This window comes from Rhizobium sp. SVR5-9E (assembly GCF_056755095.1).
The window spans coordinates 1-17,444 of sequence record NZ_JBNDHS010000041.1 but is presented as its reverse complement, the minus strand read 5'-3'; the positions used below and the strand labels follow the sequence as shown (position 1 = coordinate 17,444).

The 17,444-nt window shown below is 61.3% G+C and carries 14 protein-coding genes and 1 pseudogene; 6 read left to right on the top strand and 9 right to left on the bottom strand.

The window, feature by feature from the left end; all coding sequences use genetic code 11:
* Window positions 1-18 precede the first annotated feature (18 nt).
* From ACPYOJ_RS18695 to ACPYOJ_RS18680, 4 genes are read right to left on the bottom strand one after another with little or no spacing between them, the layout of a single operon-like run.
* Window positions 19-1,104, bottom strand: coding sequence for an ABC transporter substrate-binding protein (locus tag ACPYOJ_RS18695; RefSeq protein WP_246704606.1), 1,086 nt, complete (start codon window positions 1,102-1,104; stop codon window positions 19-21).
* A gap of 58 nt (window positions 1,105-1,162) precedes the next feature.
* A complete protein-coding gene (locus tag ACPYOJ_RS18690; RefSeq protein ID WP_481417588.1) occupies window positions 1,163-2,275 on the bottom strand; it encodes a cupin domain-containing protein in 1,113 nt (370 codons plus the stop codon).
* Between the two features lie 38 nt (window positions 2,276-2,313).
* A complete protein-coding gene (locus tag ACPYOJ_RS18685; protein WP_481417587.1) occupies window positions 2,314-4,053 on the bottom strand; it encodes an ABC transporter permease in 1,740 nt (579 codons plus the stop codon).
* Between the two features lie 51 nt (window positions 4,054-4,104).
* Complete coding sequence (locus ACPYOJ_RS18680; protein WP_481417586.1) at window positions 4,105-5,871, bottom strand: ethanolamine ammonia-lyase reactivating factor EutA; 1,767 nt, start codon at window positions 5,869-5,871, stop codon at window positions 4,105-4,107.
* Between the two features lie 576 nt (window positions 5,872-6,447).
* Here ACPYOJ_RS18680 and ACPYOJ_RS18675 point away from each other — a divergent pair.
* The 6 genes from ACPYOJ_RS18675 to ACPYOJ_RS18650 all read left to right on the top strand — a co-directional run bounded on the left by ACPYOJ_RS18675 (window position 6,448) and on the right by ACPYOJ_RS18650 (window position 12,366).
* Window positions 6,448-7,449, top strand: coding sequence for a Bug family tripartite tricarboxylate transporter substrate binding protein (locus tag ACPYOJ_RS18675; protein WP_481417585.1), 1,002 nt, complete (start codon window positions 6,448-6,450; stop codon window positions 7,447-7,449).
* 101 nt (window positions 7,450-7,550) lie between these two features.
* On the top strand, window positions 7,551-8,285 hold the full coding sequence (locus ACPYOJ_RS18670) for a maleate cis-trans isomerase family protein (protein WP_481417584.1): 735 nt from the start codon (window positions 7,551-7,553) through the stop codon (window positions 8,283-8,285).
* Between the two features lie 163 nt (window positions 8,286-8,448).
* The gene (locus ACPYOJ_RS18665; RefSeq protein ID WP_481417583.1) at window positions 8,449-9,450 is read left to right on the top strand and encodes a Bug family tripartite tricarboxylate transporter substrate binding protein; all 1,002 of its coding nucleotides are present in this window, start codon (window positions 8,449-8,451) and stop codon (window positions 9,448-9,450) included.
* A 95-nt stretch (window positions 9,451-9,545) separates the two neighbouring features.
* Window positions 9,546-10,178 (top strand): cupin domain-containing protein, encoded by a 633-nt coding sequence (locus ACPYOJ_RS18660; protein ID WP_168833028.1) that lies wholly within the window; start codon window positions 9,546-9,548, stop codon window positions 10,176-10,178.
* Between the two features lies 1 nt (window position 10,179).
* Entirely contained in the window at window positions 10,180-10,785 is a 606-nt protein-coding gene (locus ACPYOJ_RS18655; RefSeq protein ID WP_168833029.1) for a cupin domain-containing protein, read from the top strand.
* 36 nt (window positions 10,786-10,821) lie between these two features.
* Window positions 10,822-12,366 carry an ethanolamine ammonia-lyase reactivating factor EutA gene (locus tag ACPYOJ_RS18650; RefSeq protein ID WP_481417582.1) on the top strand — a complete coding sequence of 515 codons (1,545 nt, stop codon included), beginning with the start codon at window positions 10,822-10,824 and terminating at the stop codon, window positions 12,364-12,366.
* Window positions 12,367-12,406: 40 nt separating this feature from the next.
* On the opposite strand, the gene ACPYOJ_RS18645 is transcribed toward ACPYOJ_RS18650, so the two are convergent.
* The 5 genes and pseudogenes from ACPYOJ_RS18645 to ACPYOJ_RS18625 form a co-directional block, all read right to left on the bottom strand.
* A complete protein-coding gene (locus ACPYOJ_RS18645) occupies window positions 12,407-13,480 on the bottom strand; it encodes an ABC transporter substrate-binding protein (RefSeq protein ID WP_481417581.1) in 1,074 nt (357 codons plus the stop codon).
* A 175-nt stretch (window positions 13,481-13,655) separates the two neighbouring features.
* Window positions 13,656-14,414 carry an SDR family NAD(P)-dependent oxidoreductase gene (locus tag ACPYOJ_RS18640; RefSeq protein WP_205927367.1) on the bottom strand — a complete coding sequence of 253 codons (759 nt, stop codon included), beginning with the start codon at window positions 14,412-14,414 and terminating at the stop codon, window positions 13,656-13,658.
* Window positions 14,415-14,437: 23 nt separating this feature from the next.
* On the bottom strand, window positions 14,438-15,262 hold the full coding sequence (locus ACPYOJ_RS18635) for an NAD(P)-dependent oxidoreductase (protein WP_481417580.1): 825 nt from the start codon (window positions 15,260-15,262) through the stop codon (window positions 14,438-14,440).
* 18 nt (window positions 15,263-15,280) lie between these two features.
* A complete protein-coding gene (locus tag ACPYOJ_RS18630) occupies window positions 15,281-17,050 on the bottom strand; it encodes a hydantoinase B/oxoprolinase family protein (RefSeq protein ID WP_481417579.1) in 1,770 nt (589 codons plus the stop codon).
* Window positions 17,037-17,444: pseudogene (locus ACPYOJ_RS18625) on the bottom strand (hypothetical protein); the annotation flags it as partial. The gene ACPYOJ_RS18630 and the pseudogene ACPYOJ_RS18625, both read right to left, overlap by 14 nt.

Genomic DNA, 17,444 nt, shown 5'->3' with positions numbered 1-17,444 from the left:
CGCTGCGGGAGCGAGTCTTCACTTCTTCTGAAGAACGATCTGATCGAAGAGGTCCTGCCACTTCTTGCCTTCGTCGAGCACGATCTTGGAATCGATCACATCCAGGCGGACACCTTCAGGCAGCGGGAAAAGCGCAACGTTCGTGGGCGTGAAACCTCGCTTGGCGAGGATCGCTTGCGCATCGGTCAATTCGAACTCATAGAAAAGCAGGGCCGCATTCGGATGAGTTGCATGGCTCGAAATGCCGATGCCGTTCACGCGGGACGGAATGGGCGATATGCCGAAGGAATCCACCGGCGCGCCGTCCTGCTTCAACTGCTCGGCCTTGTATTGGTAGACCGTCATCGACAGCGGCACTTCGCCCGATGCGACGAGATTGGTCAGCAGCGTATGGCCGGAACGGACGGAAAGACCGTTCGTCTCGCTGAGCTTGCGGAAGAAGTCGATCCCTTCCTGCTCGGAGGGAAACCGTTTGATGACGGCCGCCATCCAGTCGGAATCCGAGGCCTCGACGCCGAGCTTGCCCTTCCACTGCGGATCGAGGAAATCGGTCCACTTCTTCGGCGCGGAAGCAGCGTCGACGAGGTTGGTGTTGAAGGCTGACGTAATCACGTTCAGGCGCGTGCCGACCCAACCGTGATGTGGTGACACGGCCTCCGGCAGCATCTGCTTGAAGGTCGGCGAAGAAATGGGCTGCAGGACGTTTTCGCGCGTCAGCGCTTCGAGCTCCGGCCCGTTCGTCTCGAAAACGTCGGCGGTGTAGCGGCCGGCCTTGGTTTCGGTCACGCCGCGCTGAAGCACGTCTTCAGAGCTGCCGCGCCATATCTCGACCTTGATACCGTATTTTGCGGTGAAAGCATCCGTCAGCGCGGTCATGTCGTCGACTGGTGCGGAAGTGTAGACCGTAAGCGTACCTTCCTGCTTGGCGCCGGCAACCAGTTTCTCCATACGATCCGCCCCTTCATACTTGGCGAGATCGGCAATGGTCGACTGGGCAAAGGACGGCGCCGCGGCGAGCAGCGAGCCGGCCGCTACGGCGGCCATTCCAAGGCAGTGGAGCCAGGCGGACCGGCCGCCCTTGCTCCGGGTTGAATCCATGCTCATTTCTTTCCTCCTCCATTGTGGCCGGGACAGCAGCCGGCTCTCTGATGTTTTTGGCTGTCTATTTCGACGGCAGGTCCGCAAGTTCCGCCTCGTAGGCGGCATCCATGCGGGGGGTCAGGCCGTTCTTGGCCAGCGCGTCGGCGAATGTCGTTCGCACGATCGCGCTCTCGTCGGCATAGTCGATCTGGTCGCCCCCGAGGCGCCGGCTGATCCAGGCTTTCGGCACACCCTGCGCATTTCGGATCGAGACGACCTCATGCTTGAAGGCGAGGTAGCGGGCGGGCGTCGTGCCGGTGTTGAAGTGCTGATGGAACCACATGTTCGGCGGCACGATCAACGTCCCGACTTCCCAGTCGTAGCGCTTGGGCTCCTCGCCTTCCGGCCACATCAGCGAATAGCCTTCGCCGCTGAGGATGATGACGTAGGCGCCCGGCCCGTGGGCATGTCCCTTCTTGTAGGTGCCGACCGGGAACTGCGAAATATGGCTGTTCATCGAGCCCTTCGCCATGTTGAAGCGGATATGGCCGCCGCCCGCACCGCGCTCCTTGGCACTGATCAAAGGCAGGCTGACCGCATCCGCGACGAAATTGGTCTGAAGCAGAAGACCCTTCTGCTCGCCCTTGTTGCTGAAGTAATCGGGCTCGCCGGCAAAACGGTTCGGGAAGTCGTGCTTGCTATTGAAAACGAAATCGAGATCTTCGTAGAGATTGATGATCGGCGGCGCGTTGGTGACGCCGATGTAACGCGCCGGCTGCTGGCCGGATCCGTTGAAATGCTGGTGCCAGGTATTGAGCGGGATGGCGAAGAGCGATCCGGCCTGCCACTCGAAGGTGATCCTCTGGCCGGCGTCGTTCCAGACCGTCGTCGAGCCGCGCCCCTCGAGCACGAGGACCATTTCCTCGTAGAGCTGGCGATGCGGCGCAAGCTTCCCGCCCGCGGGAATTTCCATGACATAGCTGTCATTGGACGTGCGGGAGGCGTCGTGGTTGACGAACACGGCATTGCCGCCGCGCCGCGCCCAGGGCTTCAGAGGCACGGTCCTCAGATTGCGCACGTAAAGGGCGGGGATGATGTCCAGCCCCTCGTCCCGAATCCAGCGTGTGTAAGGCGTTTCCTTCTCGGTCGCGAACTTCTTCGCCAAATCTTCCGAAACGAGTGCGTCTTTCGCCATTGGGCCTTCCTTTCAATGCGTTAGGTAAATGAAATGGCTCAGCTCTCGCTGACGCCGAAACGGCGGCCGACGAGCTGTGCGATGATGACGATTACAAAGAGTGCGGCGATCAGCATGACGCCGAAGGCCGAGAGTTCGACATATTGGCCGTTCTGCCAGAGCTCCCAGATCACGATCGAGACAACTTCCGAACCGGAGCTGTAGAGAAGCACGGAACTGGACAGTTCGCGGACGGAAACCACGACCACGTAGATCCAGCCGGCGAGCAGGCCGGGTTTCAGGAGTGGCAGCAGGATGCGCCAGAAGGTGGTGAGCCAACCGGCTCCGCTCATCGCCGCGGATTCCTCGAGCTCCTTATGGATCTGCAGCATCGAGGTCATGTTGTAGCGCATGCCATAGGGCATGAAGCGCGTGACGTAGGCGATCAGCATGATCCAGAGCGTGCCGTAGATGCCGATGTCGAGGTAGAGGTAGCAGATCATCACCGACAGGCCGAGGACGAGGCCGGGGAAGACCATCGGCAGCGAGGCGAGATTGTCGAGCAGCCAGCGGCCGGGCAGCTTGGTGCGCACGACGATCCAGCAGATCACCGAGGTCATCAGCATGACCAGCGCCGCCGATCCGAGCGACAGGATGAGGCTGTTGATGACGGCGCGGTCGACCGTCGGGTAATTGATCATCTTGATATAGGCGGCGAAGGAAATGTTCTTCAGCGCCGCATAGCTCGGCACGCTGTAGTATTTCTGCAGCGACGACCACAGCAGCACGAGGAACGGCAGCACGACGACCAGCAGGGTGTAGAAGACCAGGACGATGGCGGCCGGAACGCGCCAGGCGCCGAGATCCATCGGCCGCGGGCGAAAGCCCTTGCCCGTCACCGTCGAATAGCGGCTGCCGCGGGCAACCAGCCGGGACTGGAAATAGATGCCGAAGGAGGCGATCGCCAGCAGCGTGATGGCATAGGCAGAAGCGAGGCCGACATTGCTCGGGTATTCGTGGATCGCCTTGTAGATCGACGAGGTGAAGACCTGGATACCGACAGGCAATCCTAGAAGCGCAGGCACTTCGAAGGATTCAAGCGAGCGGACGAACAGGATCAGGAACGAGCCCAGAACTGCCGGCCAGGCCAGCTTGAAGGTGATCCGCATCGCAATCTGCGGGATGGAGGCCCCGCTCATCATCGCCGACTCTTCCAGCGACGGATCCATGGCGCGGAAGGCGGCCGACATCAGCAGGAATGCGACCGGGGAGTAGTGCAGGCCGTCGACCCAGATCATTCCTCCCATGGTGTAGATGTCGAAAATCGGGTCCTGAATGCCAAAAATGTTGCGCGCGAGCAGGTTGAAGATGCCGATCTTCGGGCTCGCCAGCATGATCCAGGCGACCGTGAAGAGGATGCCTGGGATAACGAGCGGCACAATCGCCGCCGCGTAGAAGAGCATTTTGAACGGCGTGTTGGTCCGCTCATTCAGCCAGGCCAGAAAGCCGCCCACGACGAGCGCGAGAGAGGCAGTGCCGAAAGCGAAGACGACCGAGTTGACGAAGAGGCTGAAAGTCTCGGGATTGGTATAGGCCTCGATATAATTGCCGAAGGTCGCAACGGCAGGCGACGCGGCGGTGCCAGGCGTCAAGAAGCTCTGCCAGACCAGAAAAACAAGCGGCACGAGCGCCAGCCAGGCAACGGCCGCCACGACAATACCGATGACAATCCATTTGGCATCGAAGCGTGGAGTTCTCAGCGAAGCCGACTGCCCCGCATACTCCTGTTCGATCGTCATTCATATCCTCCCGATTATTTCTGCCTAGTGGAACCCGCCTCCGGCTGCGGCTTACCGTTGACGTAGACCGCTTTTTTCCGTGGCGACGCCATGCGAATGTGCCTCGCCGCCATGATGGTGATGGTGGTGACCATGGTCGTGATCATGACCATGATGATGATGGTGGTCATGGTGGTGACGATGCCCGCCGGCGGCGGAGCCTCTTTCACTCCATTCGCGGTGATGAATGCGCTGCGGCCGGTCGACCGTCGCTTCCGCCTCGCTGAAAACCAGGGACTTTACAGTCACCGGGACCGTTCGCGACGGCAGCCGGACACGCCCGAGGTCAAGGAAATCGAAATCGTGCAGCGACAGTCCATCGAGGACGAGAACATCCTCCGTCACAGCGAGCTCTTCCTTGAGGATCGAACCCAACGTCATCGCGACATCCCCGTCGAGCATGACAAGGATGGGTCGACCGATAACGGCCGACTTCAGTGCTTCTGCTAGCGCCCGGATGCGGCCATATTCAGGTTCGCCGGCCCATTCAAAGGCCAGCGCAAACTCGACACCGCTGCTGTCTATGTCGAAAAGCTGCAGGTGGCGTGCAATTGCCGCGGCAACGGCCTGCGCATCGATTTCGCCCGAGAGATCGACGGGCGGGCGCAGCACCTGAAGATTGCGGCGCGGCAGCAGCCTGCCGGGATCGGAAATGAAGGACGTGCTGCCGCTCAGCTGCACACTGTATTCCGATGCGCCCAGCGCCGTGGCACGGATGCACTCGCCGCCATCGAGCAGAGGCCAGGGCAAGGCACCTTGATCGAGCCTCGCGCGCAAGGCTCTTCCGAGCCGGCGGCCGAGATCGCCGAAGTCGCGCTCTTCCCGCCCGTAGAGATATTCGCCGACGCCGCCCGAGAAGATCAGGCCGTCGATCTTGCCAAGCACCGGCAAGCGTTCGGTCAGGAAGAGATGCATGACCGACACCTGAGGCTGCGGATCGGCAATCGCCGAGAGCAAGGTATCGGCCATGACGGCGGCGACATGATCGAGATCGGAGGATGAAACGGTGTCGCCCTCGCTCCAGTCGAAGCCCGCCTGGCGCGCGTGATGGCGGCCCGCAGGATCCAGCCGGACGATGCGATTGTTCTCGTCGACGACGATGAGGCGTCCGCCGACATGGACGGCCGCCGTGGCAACGACCTTACCGTGCTCGATCAGGCCGAGTTTTGCCGTGCCGCCGCCGATATCGACATTAAGGAGGCGCGTCTGGTCGTCATAGGATCGGCGGGCAGCGCCCGAACCATACGCTGCGAGCATCGACTCCATGTGATGACCGGCCGTGGCGCAGACGAACTGTCCGCCCTTGGAGGCGAGAACCGCAGCGATGGCGCCGGCGTTCTCGCGGCGCAGAGCCTCGCCGGTCAGGATCACCGCACCCGTATCGATCTCATCCGGCGAGAGACCGGCGGCTGCATAGGCTTGGTCGATGATCTCGCCGAGCGCCCGCGCGTCGATCAGTGTTTCGTTTTCATAGGGCGTGAACTGCACGGTCGACTGGAAAAGCGTGTCGCGCGCGACGATGATATAGCGGCTGGTAAGATCCTCGCCGCTGCGGCGCAGGTGAATGGCCGAGAAAATAACTTGCGTGCCGGAGGACCCGATATCGATCCCCACACTTTTCAGAAAGACGTTGTCCTGCAGCCAGATCGGATTGTCTTCGAGCGCTCCGATCGGGCCTAAATCGTCATGGTCGTGATCGGAATCCGGCCCGTGCTCATGACTGAATGAATCCTCGTAACGATGGTCGTCCAGCGTATGGCTTTTCGTCTCACTCGTCATGCCACCTCCCTTTCCATCGCCGAAACCGACACAAACGCCGGCACACACGGCCTTTGCGGCCGTTGCTCGCGACAATCGATTCTTTAAATTGCGGCCCGCGGCCCCATCGGGCCGCAAAGCGCTTATCTCAAAGGCCACCGCATCTATCGAACGACCGCCTCACTGCGCCTCCTCCAAAACGCATTCCCGGCCTTATTAAGTTTCGAGTGAAAGCGCGGACAATCGCGCCTGCCATTTTCAGCGCCGCCGTTCCTGCCTGTCCATGAAGGCCTCGATGACAAAAGCCTATAGAGATGCTGAACGGCTGTCCAAGATCGTTCAGCAATGCAAGACATAATTTTTTCGCCGTAGCGATCAGGTCTAGTCGCGTCCTTCGAACCGAAGCCTGCGAAAGTTAGTGCGGGCGCAAGCGATGTCTATTTCGAGAGGCGAAACAATATGACCTGTCACCAAGTCACCTCTTTGGCCATTGCATAAAACTTATACCTTGCCACGCTTATCACTATTAGACACGCACCTCTGACCTTGTGACAATTGCCTCATGCCCAGGGAGACTGGGGCTAGAGGAGGAACATCATGTTTAGAGCCATATTGGGGCCGGCGGCGGCTGGCCTGCTGATCACTGCTGCCTTTTCACCGGCGCTTGCCGATTCCGGCGCGGATTTTTTCGACGGCAAAACTGTCAATTATATTGTCGCGACCGGCCCCGGCGGCGGCTTCGACAGCTATGGCCGTCTCGTGGCCGAATACATGCAGAAATACTTACCGGGCACCACCTTCGTCGTCCAGAACATGCCGGGCGCAGGGCATATGCTCGGCGCCAACTATATCGCCGGCTCGAAGCCGGACGGCCTGACGATCGGTACCTTCAATACTGGTCTCGTCTACAGCCAGCTCGCCGGCGTCAGCGGCGCCCGCTTCGACCTCGGCAAGATGTCCTGGATCGGCAAGGCCGCTTCCGATCCGCGCGCAATCATCGTTTCCAAAGATTCGGGTATCACTGATATCAAGAGCTTCATGACGGGCAGCAGCAAGGTGAAGTTCGCAGCCGCCGGCGTCGGCAGCGGTTCCTATGTGGAGACGCTGATGCTGGCGCAAGCAGCCGGGCTGCCGGTGGATATCGTCAGCGGTTATAATGGCAACGAGGACGAGCTCGCCATGATGCGCGGCGAGATCCAGGGCGTCGTCGCCTTCCGTTCCAGCTACGAAGACTTTGTGAAGGAGGGCCGCGGCAAGTTCATCGCTCAGATCGGCGGCTCCAGCAAGGATCTGCCGCAGCTTGCCGATCTCACCACATCCGAACAGGCCAAACAGGTGATTGCGCTGATTGCCTCCCAGGGCACGATTGCGCGGCTGACCGTCGGGCCGGAAGGCATTCCGGAAGATCGGTTGGCCGCGCTCCGCGATGCCTACAAAAAGGCTGTCGCCGATCCGGAATTCGTTGCCAAGGCAAACAAAATGGGCCTTCCCGTCGATGCCATGGTTGGCGACGATGTCAGCGATGCCATCAAGGCGGCGCTCAACCAGTCGCCGGATACGGTGGCGCTGATCAAGCAATCGCTATCCAAGAGCCAGTGAGAGGCTGCCCCCCTGGCCCGACAATTGCGGCGGCAGACATGCCGCCGCCTTTCTCGCCGGATTTCCCGGCCGCGTAATTTTAAGGCATATTGGAGAAAAGCATGAGTTTCAGCAGCTGGCGCGGTACGATCGGATGCATCAAACCAACGATGCGTCCCGGCTCACTCGAGGAGCTTATCCGGATCCTGCCCGACGGGATCGGTGTCATTCCCCTGTTTCTCGACATTAAGAAAGGGGCGAAGGACGAACTCGACCGCGCCGTGCAGGGCTACGAGCCGCTGATCGCCCGGCTGGTGGAAGAGAAGGTCGACCTGATCCATCCGGAAGGCGCGCCTCCCTTTATGCTGCTCGGGCACAAGGGAGAGGCGGAGCTGATCGCCGGCTGGGAGAAGACCTACAACACGCAGATCTTTACCTCCGGGACCAATCATATCCGGGCGCTGAACGCGCTCGGCATCAAGCGATTCGTCGGCGCCTCCTATTTCGGCGGCAAGATCAACGAGGTCTTTGCGCGCTACTTCACTGATGCCGGTTTCGACGTGCTGGCGATGGAGGGCATCGACGTGCCGTTCACCGAGGTTGGGGCACTCTCGCCGGAGACGGTCTACGCCCATATCAAACGCATCTTCCTACCCCATAAGGGAAAAGCCGAGGGTATCTATCTGCTTGGCTCCGGTTGGCGGGTCCTCCCGATCATCGACATGCTCGAACAGGATCTTGGCGTGCCGGTGCTGCATCCCGTGCCGGCGCGCTGCTGGGAAATCCAGCATCGGCTTTCAATCCGCCAGCCCGTGCGCGGCTATGGCCGACTTCTCGCCGAAATGCTGCCCGGATGAACCCGGGCCGCAGCAAGCGTCTGCCCGTCTTCGGAAAGGGTTGGCGGAGGGACTATTCGCTTAGAGTAGATTGGGTTTTGCCCGGGTCCGCGGAAGCCCCGTCTCAGCTGGGAGGGCTGCGGCGTAGGACTTCATAGATTGATCGATTTTGGAGGAGGAAAACATGAATCTCATCGTTGATAGGCTCGCCGCCGCGGGCGTCGCCCTCGTCCTTCTGGCGGCGCCTGTCGCCGCGCAGGAGGGGGCGGAATTCTTCGACGGCAAAACCGTCAACTATATCGTCACCATCGGTCCGGGCGGTGGCTTCGACACCTATGGGCGGCTTGTGGCGCAATACATGCAAAAATATCTGCCCGGCTCCACCTTTGTCGTCCGCAACATGCCCGGCGCCGGCCATGTCCTCGGCACCAATTTCATCGCCGCCTCGAAGCCGAACGGATTGACCTTCGGGACGTTCAACACCGGCCTCATCTACAGCCAGCTCGCCGGCGTTTCCGGCGTCCGTTTCGATCTGGGCAACATGAGCTGGATCGGCAAGGCGGCGTCCGATCCTCGCGTCGTGGTCGTCTCCACCAAATCCGGCATCGACAGCATCGAGGAACTGATGGCTGGGAAAGGCGAGATCAAATTCGCCGCCGATGGGGTCGGCAGCGGCTCCTATGTCGAAACCATCATGCTGCAACAGGCCGTCGGCCTGCCGGTCAAGATCATCAGCGGCTATAACGGCAACGAGGCTCAGCTCGGCATGATCCGCGGCGAAATCCAGGGCGTCGTCGCCTTCCGCTCAAGCTACGAGCAGTTCGTCAGCGAGGGTAACGGCAAGTTCCTGGCTCAGATCGGCGGCAGCGACAAGACGCTGCCCCAGATGGCCGATTTCGCCTCCACCGCCGAGGCGAGACAAGTGATCGCGCTGATCGCCTCTCAAGGCACCATCGCCCGCCTGACCGCCGGCCCCGCCGGCATGCCGGACGAGCGGCTGGCTACTCTTCGCGAGGCCTACCGCAGAGCGATTACCGATCCGGAGCTCATCGCCAAGGCCGACGGCCTCGGCTTGCCGGTCGATGCGATGATCGGCGAGGATGTCGCCACTGCGATCAAATCGGCGCTCGCCCAATCGCCCGAAACCGTCGCGCTCATCAAGCAGTCGCTGTCTTCGGGGCAATAGGAGGTGCCTTGAGCCCCTGTGCTGGCCGATATGCTGCCAGGCTGAAGCGGTGACCGACAATTCACAATTCCGAAAGCAGAAAGGACCTGGATCATATGGACCAGAAAAAAGACCGGGAGGAGACACCCGGAATCTCCCACAATTCCAAACACCTGACCCGCGATGAGAAGATCGCGGGGCTCTATCAATCAAAGAAAGACCGCGTCTTCGTTCGTCCTATCCAAGGCGCCTACAACCTGAAGGAAGAGCTGGATCGTTTACGCTCGGTCCCGCGTGTCAAGAAGGCGAAAGAAACGGCCTTCGTCGACGGGCCGCAGGCCTTCACTCGCCACTATGTCGAACCGAAGGACGGCATCACCCAGACCTTCCACCTACACTTGGAAGAATACGCGCCCGGCGCCGCCTCGCAGAAGCATGCGCATGTCAACGAGGCCGCCTTCTACATTCTCGACGGCACCGGCTACGAAATCCATGACGGCGTTCGTTACGACTGGGAAGCCGGCGACGTCGTCATCGTTCACAACAACTGCGTCCACCAGCACTTCAATGCCAGCAAGGAACGGCCGGCGCGCGCTATCGTGATCAAGACCAAGCCGATGTACATGTTCCTCAACATGCTCTTCCAGAAGACGGTTATCGACCGCTCCGTCGACGACACCGAGGAAAGTTTTGGCTTCGAGGTACGCGAAGCGGAAGAAGATCTGAACCATCCGAAGGGAGGCTATTGATATGGCTTGGGATGAAACCTCCGTATGGCTGAACGGCGCAGCCAATGAGCGCCTCTATCAGCGTTTGCTCGACGATGCGCAGGACGCGCCCTCGCGCAATTCCCGCCGCAAGAAAATCCTGAAGCCGGGCGAACTGCCATGGGAAATGTCCCGCCAGGGGCTTTTGAAGCACCTGATCAACGAGAACATGAATACCCGCATGGAGACCGTTGACGCCTATATGCAGATCATTCCGCCGGGCTCCCGCTCCGGCCGGCATCGGCACCTCGCCGAGGAGTGCATCTATGTCATCGAGGGCAAGGGCTACGATATCCATCAGGACTGCGACGTCGAGGTCGTGGATGCCTTCGAATGGGTGCCGCAGGAGGAAAAGAAGCGTTATGAATGGGAAGCGGGCGATGTGATCTACATCCCGCCGAACACCATCCATCAGCATTTCAACCTCGATCCGGATCGTCCTGCCCGACTGATCGCGGCAACCAACCGCATCTTCAAGCAGATCGGTCTCAATACGCTCGACCAGCTCGATGATGCGCCGGAATATGATCCGCGTGTCGTCTTGACCGATGAGATCATCAGGGACTACGTCCGGGGTAACCGGCGCTGAGCGATCATCCTCGGCGCCGATGACGGAGTATTGCTCGTGGCGGACAGACCTCACTCGATCAACGACCACGCCCTCGGTGCCGATTACGACCACGATCATGGTTCCGGTATGGTCGACCACGACCATGATCACGACTTTCCCGAAGAGTCCGACATCCTGAAGCCGGTGACGTTCCTGAGCGCCGGCATCGATATCGGCTCTTCGAGCACGCAGGTCGCCTTCTCCAGGCTGTCGATGGCGTACACCGGTACGGATAGCCCGGGTTATCGGCGCGAGACGCTTTTCCTCTCCCCCATCGCGCCGACGCCGTTCGACGAAAACGGCTTGATCGACGAGAGCCGGCTCTTCGCCATCCTCGGCAATGCATTCGAGGCTGCGGAACTAACACCAGACGATATCGAGACGGGCGTTGTCATTCTGACCGGCGAGGCGGCCTTGCGGCGCAACGCCGATGCGATCGCCGACCTCGTCTCCGAAACGGTCGGCGAACTGGTCTGCGCGGCGGCCGGTGATCATATGGAGGTAAGGCTCTCCGCCCATGGTTCCGGCGCGGTCGAGTGCTCGCGGCAGGAGGGCGGGCGGCGCATCCTCCTGGTCGATATCGGCGGCGCTACCACGAAGCTCGCGGTCGTGGAAAACGGATGCATCATCGAAACAGCCGCGCTTGCTGCCGGCGGACGCCTTGCCGTCATCGACAAAGAAAACCGCATCCGCCGCCTCGATGCGGCCGGCGCTGCCTACGCCCGTCGCGCCGGTTTTGATTGGGAGGTCGGCAGCTTGATCGATCCCGCCGCGCGTCGCGCCGTCGCGTCGACGATGGCAGATACGATCCTCGACGCCATCACCGGGCGCATGTCGGAAACGCTCCAGCAAACCTTGCTGACTGCGCCTTTGCAGCAGGCTGCCGTCGATGGTGTCATGTTTGCCGGTGGAGTTGGGGAATATGTGTACGACAGGGAGAAACGCGATTTCAGCGATCTCGGCCGCACACTCGGGACCACACTGCGCGAGCGCATCCATACGGGGCTCTTGCCCTATCCTCTGCTTCCGCCCGGTGAATGCATCCGCGCAACCGTGCTTGGCGCTTCCGAGCACAGCGTCAGGCTGAGCGGCGACACGATTTTCATCTCGTCGCCGGCAACGCTCCTGCCCCGCCGCAACCTCCAAGTCTTCCGCCCGCTTATCAACCTCGAAGCCGATACGCTTGTCGCGTCCGAGATTGGTACCTCGATCGAAGGGCATGTCGCCGCCTTCGATATCGATCCATCCCGCCCCATCGCAATCTCACTCGGGTTCGGTGGGATGCCCGCCTATCCTCGGCTGAGAGCATTGGCAGAAGGGATTACCTTTGGCTTGGCAGCCCAGATTTCGCGAAACGTGCCGCTTTATATCCTCGTTTCAGGCGATATCGCCCGCAGCCTCGGCGCCATCCTCAAGGAGGAACTGCAAGTTGCGAGCGAAGTGATGGTGCTTGACGGCATCGAAGCAAGCGACTTCGATTTTGTCGATGTCGGTCGTGTCCGGCTGCCATCCTTCATGGTGCCGGTGACGATCAAGACACTGCTTTTCGGTACGCGATAGAATGAGGCGGGAGGTGCCGCGGCCCTCCCGCCTCGCAAGCTCAGCGCTCGGCGGTGACGATCTGCTCGTAGAGATCGCTCCATTTCTTGCCCTGGTCGAGCAGGAAGGCGGGGCTGATGATCTTGATCTTCGTGTCGGCCGGCAGCGGAACGCGCTTGATATTCGTCGTCGTCACATTGCGCTTGGCAAGCACCTGCTGTCCCTCGCTGATCATGTATTCGTGGAACAGGATGGCGGCATTGGGATGCGGCGCATATTTCGAGACAGCAACACCGTTGAGCCGCGCCGGGATCGCTCCGATGGTAAAGAGATCAAGCGGCGCGCCGTCATTCTTTACCTGCTTGGCAGTGAAGTCGAAGACGGTAAAGGCGAGCGGAACTTCGCCGGACGCAGTGAGATTGGTGAGCAGCGTATGACCCTTGCGCACCGAAACGCCGTTGGTGGCCATAAGCTTCTTGAAGAAATTGATGCCCTGCTCTTCCGTCGGAAATTCCTGGGCAATGGCGGAGAACCAATCGTAATCCTCGTATTCGATGGCCAGCTTGCCCTTCCATTGCGGGTCGAGGAAGCCGTCCCAGGATTTCGGCAGCTGGCTCTTCTGCACCAGGTTGGTGTTATAGACGCCGACGACGAGGTTCATACGTGAGCCGACCCACATATGATGCGCAGGAACGGCATCGGGCAGGATCTCCGGCAGGGTCGGCGAATTGATCGGCTCCAGCACGCCTTCGCGGGCCAGCGCCTCCAGCTCGCGGCCGCTGTTTTCGAAGACATCGACGCTGTAGCGGCCGGCCTTGATCTCAGTGAGGCCGCGCTGCAGGACGTCTTCGGACGAGCCGCGCCATACCTCGACAGGAATGCCGTATTTGGCGGTAAAGGCATCGGTGACGGCCTTCATGTCATCGACCGTGAAGGAGGTATAGACGGTGAGCGCGCCTTCCTTTTTGGCCCCCGCCGCAAGTTTTTCGAGGCGGTCCGCCCCATCATATTTGGCAATGGCGTCGACCGAGGCCGATTGCGCGGATGCCGTGGCTGCCAGGCCGACGGCGGCAATCGCCGCAGCGGCGAAGCCAAGCACGGATCTGCGTAAAGCGCGATGAATATTCTGTCGCATATCTCTCTCCCTTTTTATGCGAACAACGTGTCTCTCCCTGGCCGAAGCCACTCGCACGGCCCAGGCCGGCGGCATCGATAGTTCTGCGATGGCATGTCTTGTGATCGGCGGACCGCTCCTCTGCGGCCCGCCTCACATAAGCGCCCGCACATCATGCGCGGGCGCCTCGACTTTTTTACTCCGAACCCGGCATCAAGGCCGAAACACCGCCGTCGACGAAGAGCGTCGTGCCGTCGATGAAGTCGGAATCCGGTGAAACCAGGAACAGGATGGCACGGGCCAGATCCTCCGGCACGCCGGGCCGATCGCGCAGGTTCACGACCGGGCGCGTCGGATCGAAGGTGTCCTTGCCGACCGGCGAGCCGATCTTGTTCGGCACCACGCAGTTGACGCGGATCTTGTGCTTGGCGAGCTGGACGGCAAGCGAGCGGCTGAGATTGGCGACGCCCGCCTTCGCCGCTGTATAGGCGATCGCGCGAGGGCGGCCGTAGAAGCCGGAAGTCGAGCCGATGTTGACGATCGCTCCGCCATGTCCCTGGGCGACCATCTGGGTCGCGACATATTTCGACATCAGGAAGGTGCCGGTCAGCGTCACCGCGATCACCCGATCCCATTCCTCCTTGGTGACGTCGAGAATATGCTTGTTGTCGCTGATGGCGACATTGTTCACCAGGATATCGACCTTGCCGAAGTGGGCGGTCACGTCGGCCACGAGTTTCGTGACATCGGCTTCCAGGGCAATATTGGCCGTGAAGACTTCCGCCGCGCCACCTTCTTCGCGGATTGCCCTCGCAACGCCAGATGCGAGATCGCTGTTGACGTCGACAAGCGCCACGGAAGCGCCGCTGGCCGCCAGCAGCTTCACCGTCGCCTCGCCGATATTGCGGCCGGCACCGGTAACAATGGCAACCTGACCTTCAAGCTTCTTTTCCAACTCTCATCCTCCTTGATCCATGCTCATGCGAGCAGGCTCTGCATCTTCTCGCGGTTCATCGTTTTCATGAGCTGGTCGACAAGACCGTTCAGCGGCAGCGGCAGCTTGGCCGACTGGGCGAGGTCGAGGGCGACATCCAGATCCTTCTCCGCCCATTTGCCAGTGCTCTTGCCCCAACGTGACAGCGACCAATTGGCACCGCTGGAATGGCTCAAGGCCGCAACCAGCGTCGGAACATCGGCCCCTAGCGCGCGGGCGAGGCTGAGGGCCTCGTAATTGGCGCAGATGCAGGCCCAGAGCAGCATGTTGTTGGCCGTCTTGGCGATCTGGCCAGTGCCACTCGGGCCGATATGCAGGATGTTGCGGCCGAAGGCGGAAAGTACCGGCCGGGCCTTGTCCAGCCACTTCGCCTCGCCGCCGACGAAGACGGTGAGCGTGCCGTTGTCGGCCGCTTCCTGACCAAGCACGACCGGTGTGTCGAGCACGCCGATGTTGCGCTCCGCGGCCTGACGTTCGAGCTCACGGCAGGTTTCCGGGGCAATCGAGCTGGCGATGCAGATGACGGATCCAGGCGTCATCGAGGCCAGGAGACCGCCGGGGCCAATGACGTCGACCACCTGCTTGTCGGTCTGCACCATGACGATGACGACATCCGAGCGGCTGCCGACGGCGGCGATATCACTGCCGACCGTGATGCCGATGTCGGTCGATTTCTTCACCGCGTCGGCAGAGACATCATAGCCGGTGATCGAGAAGTTCTTTTCCTTCAGATGCCGGGCCATCTGATAGCCCATGGCGCCGAGGCCGATAACGCCGGCCGTGGGGTTCTTGGTTGCATTCACATCCATCTCTGTCATTCCTCCCAATCAGGCCGAAGCGGCCCGTTTTTCATTCAAGGCTCTGAGTGTTGCCGTCGCCTTCTCGTCGATGGCAAACCCTTCGCTGCCGACGACTATGGCGACGCTGTAGAATTCACGCGCTCTCTCCAGCGAGACGTAGCCTTCGCGGACATCGGCAAGCACCATGCCGGCATCGCGCGTCAGCGGGTCGCCGTAGCCGCCGCCGCCGGGCGTCTCCAGTTCGAAGACATCGCCGGCCATCAGCGGGTAGTCGGCGCAGCGCGTCGGCAACCGCTTCCGGTCCTCGCGGTCCGGATTGACCTGGATATCCCCCGTGCGCCCCGGCAATCCGTCGGAATAACCTTCAGCCGGGATGACGTGCTTGGTCGAACGGATCGAGAAGCGCGCATCAGCCAGGTTCAGGTATTTCCGCCGGATGCCGAGGCCTCCCCGGAACTTGCCGGCGCCGCCGGAATCCTTGATTAGTTCGAAGGCGATGAGCCGGGTCGGGAATTCGCTCTCGATGATCTCGACGGGTGCGATCTTGGCATTGCTCTGGTTGACCGTCGTTCCCGACGCACCGTCGCGGCTTGCCCTTGCCCCGGCGCCGCCGCCGACGATCTCGTATTGCACGTAGCCCTTGCCGGTATTGGTGCTGCGCCCGCCGAGGATGATCGAGCGGCTGCCGCAGCCATCCGCCCGCGAGCGCTCCGGCACGACATGGCCAAGGGCCGCGAAGATCGCATCGACGACCGCGTGTACCGTCGGGTTATAGGTGTTGACGGGTGCGGGATAGCGCGGGTCGACGACGCTCCCCGGCCGAGCCGTCACCGCGTAGGACTTCAGGATGCCGCTGGTGATGAAGATGTTCGGGTCGACCAGCGAGATCAAAGCATAGGCGCAGGCCGCCTGCAGAAGCGGCGGACGGATATTGGCCGGCCCGCGCGTCTGGTCCGCCGAACCGCTGAAATCAAAATGCATCGCGTCACCGGTCTTTTCGACGCGCACATGGATGCGGACCGGTTTCGCAAGCTCGATGCCGTCGTCATCGACGAAGCGCTCGGCTTCGAAGGTACCGTCCTTCCAGGTCTCGATCACCGCCCGCATGCGACGCTCGGCGATATGGCCGAGCTCGTCGAAGGCGGCCAGGCATTTGTCGAGGCCGAACTTGCCAAACAGCGCCTCCATCCGGCGCTCGCCAAGGCGCGCCGAACCGAGCTGACCGCGGATATCGCCGAGCACCAAGGCCGGCGTGCGGCTGTTAGCGGCGATGATGCGCTCGATGTCTCCCCAAGGTTGGAAATTGCGCTGATAACGCACCGGCGGCAGTTGGAGACCTTCGTTGAAGACTTCGCGCGCCTGGCCCGAGCAACTACCCGGCACCGGACCGCCGATATCGCCCTTATGCGCGATGCTGGCGCAGAAGCCCGAGAGCGTGCCCTCGAAGAAAATCGGCGTGATGACGGCCATATCAGGTGCATGCGGACTGCCTCCCTCATAGGGGTCGTTGATGAGGAAGGCATCGCCCGGCGCAATGTCGTCGCCGAAGGCGCGCAGCACGGCTGCGGTGCAGGCGGGAAAGGCGCCGAGATGCAAGGGCAGCACAACGTGCTGGGCAATGACGGCGGCATTGGCGTCGAGCAGTGCGCAAGAGGCATCCTGGGATTCGCGGATGATCGTGGAAAAGCCTGTGCGGAACAGTGAGTTCTGCATTTCCAAAACGATGCCGCCAAGGCTTGCCCGGATCACCTCCAGCTCGATTGCCGTCGGTTTTGCTGAAAGATCACGCTGCAGCATTCTTGGCTCCCATAACTACCAGATTCTTGAATTGATCAACGCGGACCGTCTGCTCCGGCATCACCACGGTCGTGCAATCGAATTGCTCGATCACCGCAGGCCCGTCGAAGGTGATGCCGACATCGAGACGCTCGCGCTGATAGACGGCGCATTCGATATCGCGACCATCCATCCGTACCCGCCGGCGGCCGAGGAGGGCATCATCAGCCGTGCCGCCCTGAGGCTGGTATTGCTTGGCATTCACAGGCGGCACGAGCCCGACCGCCTTGACGCGGTAGGAGATGATCTCCACGGATTCGCCGGAGGCCTTGTGACCAAACATCAGTTCATGCTCATCGTCGAAGCGCTTCCGCACTTCATCGAGCGCCGCGCGGCTGCCCACATCCTCGACAGC

Bases quoted from the DNA above. Each gene is read 5' to 3' on its own strand.
- ACPYOJ_RS18695 (WP_246704606.1), bottom strand. From the start codon at position 1,104: ATGAGCATGGATTCAACCCGGAGCAAGGGCGGCCGGTCCGCCTGGCTC.
- ACPYOJ_RS18690 (WP_481417588.1), bottom strand. From the start codon at position 2,275: ATGGCGAAAGACGCACTCGTTTCGGAAGATTTGGCGAAGAAGTTCGCG.
- ACPYOJ_RS18685 (WP_481417587.1), bottom strand. From the start codon at position 4,053: ATGACGATCGAACAGGAGTATGCGGGGCAGTCGGCTTCGCTGAGAACT.
- ACPYOJ_RS18680 (WP_481417586.1), bottom strand. From the start codon at position 5,871: ATGACGAGTGAGACGAAAAGCCATACGCTGGACGACCATCGTTACGAG.
- ACPYOJ_RS18675 (WP_481417585.1), top strand. From the start codon at position 6,448: ATGTTTAGAGCCATATTGGGGCCGGCGGCGGCTGGCCTGCTGATCACT.
- ACPYOJ_RS18670 (WP_481417584.1), top strand. From the start codon at position 7,551: ATGAGTTTCAGCAGCTGGCGCGGTACGATCGGATGCATCAAACCAACG.
- ACPYOJ_RS18665 (WP_481417583.1), top strand. From the start codon at position 8,449: ATGAATCTCATCGTTGATAGGCTCGCCGCCGCGGGCGTCGCCCTCGTC.
- ACPYOJ_RS18660 (WP_168833028.1), top strand. From the start codon at position 9,546: ATGGACCAGAAAAAAGACCGGGAGGAGACACCCGGAATCTCCCACAAT.
- ACPYOJ_RS18655 (WP_168833029.1), top strand. From the start codon at position 10,180: ATGGCTTGGGATGAAACCTCCGTATGGCTGAACGGCGCAGCCAATGAG.
- ACPYOJ_RS18645 (WP_481417581.1), bottom strand. From the start codon at position 13,480: ATGCGACAGAATATTCATCGCGCTTTACGCAGATCCGTGCTTGGCTTC.
- ACPYOJ_RS18635 (WP_481417580.1), bottom strand. From the start codon at position 15,262: ATGGATGTGAATGCAACCAAGAACCCCACGGCCGGCGTTATCGGCCTC.
- ACPYOJ_RS18630 (WP_481417579.1), bottom strand. From the start codon at position 17,050: ATGCTGCAGCGTGATCTTTCAGCAAAACCGACGGCAATCGAGCTGGAG.